Annotated in this window: 3 protein-coding genes; all 3 read right to left on the bottom strand. The window is 55.7% G+C overall.

Annotation, left to right across the window (positions count from 1 at the left end):
- Window positions 1-109: 109 nt before the first annotated feature.
- The 3 genes from ACIREA_RS28130 to ACIREA_RS28120 are packed head-to-tail and all read right to left on the bottom strand — an operon-like array spanning window position 110 to window position 3,559.
- Window positions 110-1,096, bottom strand: coding sequence for an Amuc_1100 family pilus-like protein (locus ACIREA_RS28130; RefSeq protein ID WP_397385638.1), 987 nt, complete (start codon window positions 1,094-1,096; stop codon window positions 110-112).
- A gap of 6 nt (window positions 1,097-1,102) precedes the next feature.
- Window positions 1,103-2,860 (bottom strand): Amuc_1101 family PilM-like pilus complex protein, encoded by a 1,758-nt coding sequence (locus ACIREA_RS28125; RefSeq protein WP_397385637.1) that lies wholly within the window; start codon window positions 2,858-2,860, stop codon window positions 1,103-1,105.
- Between the two features lie 60 nt (window positions 2,861-2,920).
- Window positions 2,921-3,559: an Amuc_1102 family pilus-like protein gene (locus tag ACIREA_RS28120; protein WP_397385636.1), complete on the bottom strand. Its 639-nt coding sequence runs from the start codon at window positions 3,557-3,559 to the stop codon at window positions 2,921-2,923.
- Window positions 3,560-3,922 lie beyond the last annotated feature (363 nt).

The raw sequence follows: 3,922 nt of genomic DNA, 5'->3' as shown, positions 1-3,922 counted from the left end.
GCCACCCCAATCGCTAGGAGGGAGGAAATGATCAGAATGGTTTTTTCGTAGTTGCCCTGTCGGTTCTGCATGGTGGTGCTTTAAGGCTGCGGATTTTTATAAAGTGAGATCAACGTCCGGCGGGAGCCTGGGCCGCAACCCCTGCGGCGGCGTCCAAAAATTTGATCAGATCGATTTCGAGCCTGACCTTCAGAAGCTCATTCCCAAACACGGGAATGGCATCCACAAACGCAGGCGGCGGTGGCTTGATCTCATCCGTTGCGGCCTCTTCCGTTTTGACAGCGCCTGCAGGGTTGACCTCTTCGGTCGGCAGCCTGACTTCAGAAACCAGCGGCCCATCCTGGCGTTGATTCTCAATGCGCAGCATGCGCAGGCTGGTGAAATACGGCATGTCGGTCGGGCTGGTCAGGCGGCTGATCAGCAGCTGCAAGGGCCCCTGATCCAAGGTCAAAACCACCGAAACCTGACGTTTCTCAAGAATGCCGCCAACCACCTGGCCCCGCGTTCCTGCGTTGTTGTTTCCCTGCTGCTGCGCGGGAGTTGATGTCGCCGCAGCCTCGACGGGCAGTTTGGAGCGCTCCAACAGATCAAGCGACTGCACCCCGCATTTCATGAAGAGCTTCGTCAGCTCATCCACGGCGTCCAGATAACCGGAAAGCTCGGTGGCTTCAGCGCCAGATTTGGGCAGCGTGTGGGTGTAGTCATCAAAACCGAAGGAGAATTCTGCAGGAAGTTGCAGTTTCGACTGCACAGACGTCTTGCGGATTTCAGAGATCTTGGCTTTGAGCTTGTCCTGAAACTCAATGTCATTGATCGGCGCAACCTTCGGCTGAAGGATAAGAACCGTTTTGCCAAGGGTGTCCACCAGCTTCGCGTACTCGGCCACCGAGTCCTGTTTGGCCTTCAGATTGGCCTCCGTGGGGGCCAGTTGGGCACCCTTCAAGCCCGCGACCTGATTGCCCAGACCAAGATAGCCTTCCTTGGTTTCTGCATAGACACTCCATGCATCAAACAACAGATAGCCAAGGGCCAGCGAGCCGACGACGATTACGCCAAGAATGGCGGCCAATGGTTTATTTTCACGTATCCAGTCCATGATGCTTTATTGAAATTGCAGAGGATTGCGCAGAGGCATTTTAATTTCGAAGTGATAGGCGTAGCGCACTTCATCCACGCCACTGTCAACCTTCACATATGTGTCACGTTTGGCTTCAAAATCCGGCGCGTTGAAGGCGTCCAGTTTCGCCAGCTTCGCGGCAAAATCATAGACCACCTTCTGCTCTCCCTTGTCGTTCTTACGATACAAGCCCCGCAGACGCAGTGTGTAAACCGGCGCAGCAGGTGCACCTGCTTTGGAGTTGTTGGCAGCAGAAGAACTGCTGGTGACGTTTTCATCACCTCCCCAAAGCGCTTTCGTGATGGGTTTGCCATCCTTCAGCACTTCGATCACAGGCAGCCAGATAAGATCATTGTCGAACTGCTGATTGAGATCATTGAGCAGATGCGCCCACCAGGAGCGGTCCGTCACAGCCTGCTCCAGCTGCGAACTGCGAACTCGAAGTTCTTCCTGCTTGGCATCCAGCTGGCGGATTTGATTGGCCAGACCGCTGAGCTGCCCGCTTTCAGCCGTCAGGGCGGCAGCACGTTCTTCCACCACCGCACTCGCGCTCTTGAACCAGAAGATCGAGGCAGCCAGGGCTCCCATGACGCAGATCCCCGCCAGAATCAAAGACGGTGCACGACGAGCCGCATCACGCGCCGAGGCCAGCGCCCCGGGAACGAGCTCGATTTCGCACGGACAGGAGCCCATGCCACGCAGTGCCAGACCAACGAGTTCTCCAAGCGCTGGTGCATCCATCTGGGCGGCATCCGCGCTCACTCCACGATCAGTCTGCACACCACGCAGCCCGTTGTAAATCTCCACCGGCAGCTTCAATTTTTCCGCGAAAAACTCAGCAATGTAGCCTGCACCCGAGCCACCGCCCGCGAGGAACACGCGCTTCGGCGCGCTGCCACCCTGCTGGCTGCGGTAAAAGGTGATCGTGCGCATGATCTCCGCATGGAGACGCGTCATCGAATTGCGCATGACCTTGGACATGGCGTTCACGCCTTCATCCGGGTGGTCCTCCACCGCTCCGCCAAGGGCCACAAAGCCCTGGGAACGCTTCTGGCGCTCGGCCTCGGCAAAGGAAATACCAAATTCCTTGGCGATCGCGTTCGTGACGGCAGCCCCGCCCACCAGCAGATTGCGGGTGAAAAAGCGATCTCCTTCAACAAACACCAGATTTGTCGAGCGGGCCCCCATGTCTACGATCAACGCCGGCTCATCCACATCGGGATAGCTGTAACGGAAAGCGTTGTAGAGCGCCAGCGGCCCCACATCCATCCCGATCACATTGACGCCGCAGGAAGAAACTTCCTCATGCATCTCGTTCAGCGGCTCACACTTCATGGCGGCCAGCACCACTTCGATTTCGCCCAGATCAGACTTGGAGACCACTTCGTAGTCCCAGGAGACTTCGTCGAGCTGCCACGGCACATTCTGCCGCGCTTCGAACTCAACGATCTGCGCCAGCTTGTCCCCCTGCACGGGAGGCAGCTTCACAAATCGGCTGAACACTGGGTGCCCGGGCACGGAACACCAGGTCTTCTGGCCCTTGATTTTCACCTTGGAGACGAGCTCCTGCAGCGCCGACTTCAGCTGCGTCACGCGGCTGACATCCACAGAGGGATCGCCATCCAGTTCAACGATTTCGTACCGCTTCAGGATAAGATCCCCTCCAGACGTCTTGCCGAAGAAGGCTCCGCTGACACGTTGGGAGCCGAGACTGATGACTGCAATGCTAGTTGGGTCTGCCATGCTGGGGAGGGTTTATATCACTGATCTGTTGAAAACTTGCGGCGAGTTCGGCTTGCTTGGTTACTTGGCTTTCACCGGAACATCGTAATCGCCAAAAACAGCGGCAAAGGGTGTCTGCATCTTGTTGAGCACCATTCCTTGCATGATCGAAAAATTGTCTTTGATCTCCCACCAGGGACTCTTACCAATGCTCGACTTGGCGGCAATGACTTTGCCATCAACGACGATTTCAACGCCCCACCCCTGAATGTCGACAGAGGCCGTCACGGTGTCCTTCATGGTGAGGGACTTCATCGCGGCTGGAGAAATGTAGCCCAGCGCGTGGCAGGGTTCATCCGCAGGGATGTCCAGCAGATCCAATGTTCCCTGAAGCACGATGCGTTTCGGTTTGGCCTCCTTGGTCATTTCTTGCAGCGCCGCATAAATATTGAGCTGCATGCCTGGGTAGCTCCCTTTTCTCCCACCTGCTTCCACAGGAAGCTTGATGTCAAACTCCACGTCAAATTCAATCCAGTTCTTCGGCGTCCAGCGCTTCATCTTGACGTTGGACACGCTCAATTGCGGTGTCTGCTGTTCTTCAACCTGCACATTTTTGATTCTCACTTTCACATCAGGCAGTTTTTCACCAGTCGCCGGCGCTTGCGCCTGCAGGACATTGGCAAGAAGTAAAGATGCGAGAATCAAGCTGATGGGTTTCATTGTGTGGGCTGGTTGTTCCAATATTTTAAAGTTTTATCAGCAAAACACCCTGCGCATCAAGCAGGGATTCGAGAAAGTGCGAAAATACGTCACTGTGCGAAAAATTCCGTCTTCATGCAATTCCTGCGATTGCAGGCGACAGAGGTCTTCTTGGGGTGGCTCATTGCGATTGGTTCAGGGGGCGGGGAGCGCGGAGTCTGTGGCAATCCCGTCAGAGTGCAAGCAAAAGACAGGCGCGGATTTCGTGAACATCTAAGGCTTGTGTAAGTCTGATTTCGAAGCCTAAACTCCCCTCTCTCATCATGATGTTCTCCTGCACTCGCCCCTTCGCCCTGCTCTTGGGCATCTTTTTATTGGCCGCCT

This window comes from Prosthecobacter sp. (genome assembly GCF_044373815.1).
In the GTDB taxonomy this organism is placed as follows: Bacteria; Verrucomicrobiota; Verrucomicrobiia; order Verrucomicrobiales; family Verrucomicrobiaceae; genus Prosthecobacter.
The sequence above is the reverse complement of the archived record's forward strand: the minus strand, read 5'-3'. Positions and strand labels throughout refer to the sequence as shown.

Bases quoted from the DNA above. Each gene is read 5' to 3' on its own strand.
- ACIREA_RS28130 (WP_397385638.1), bottom strand. From the start codon at position 1,096: ATGGACTGGATACGTGAAAATAAACCATTGGCCGCCATTCTTGGCGTA.
- ACIREA_RS28120 (WP_397385636.1), bottom strand. From the start codon at position 3,559: ATGAAACCCATCAGCTTGATTCTCGCATCTTTACTTCTTGCCAATGTC.
- ACIREA_RS28125 (WP_397385637.1), bottom strand. From the start codon at position 2,860: ATGGCAGACCCAACTAGCATTGCAGTCATCAGTCTCGGCTCCCAACGT.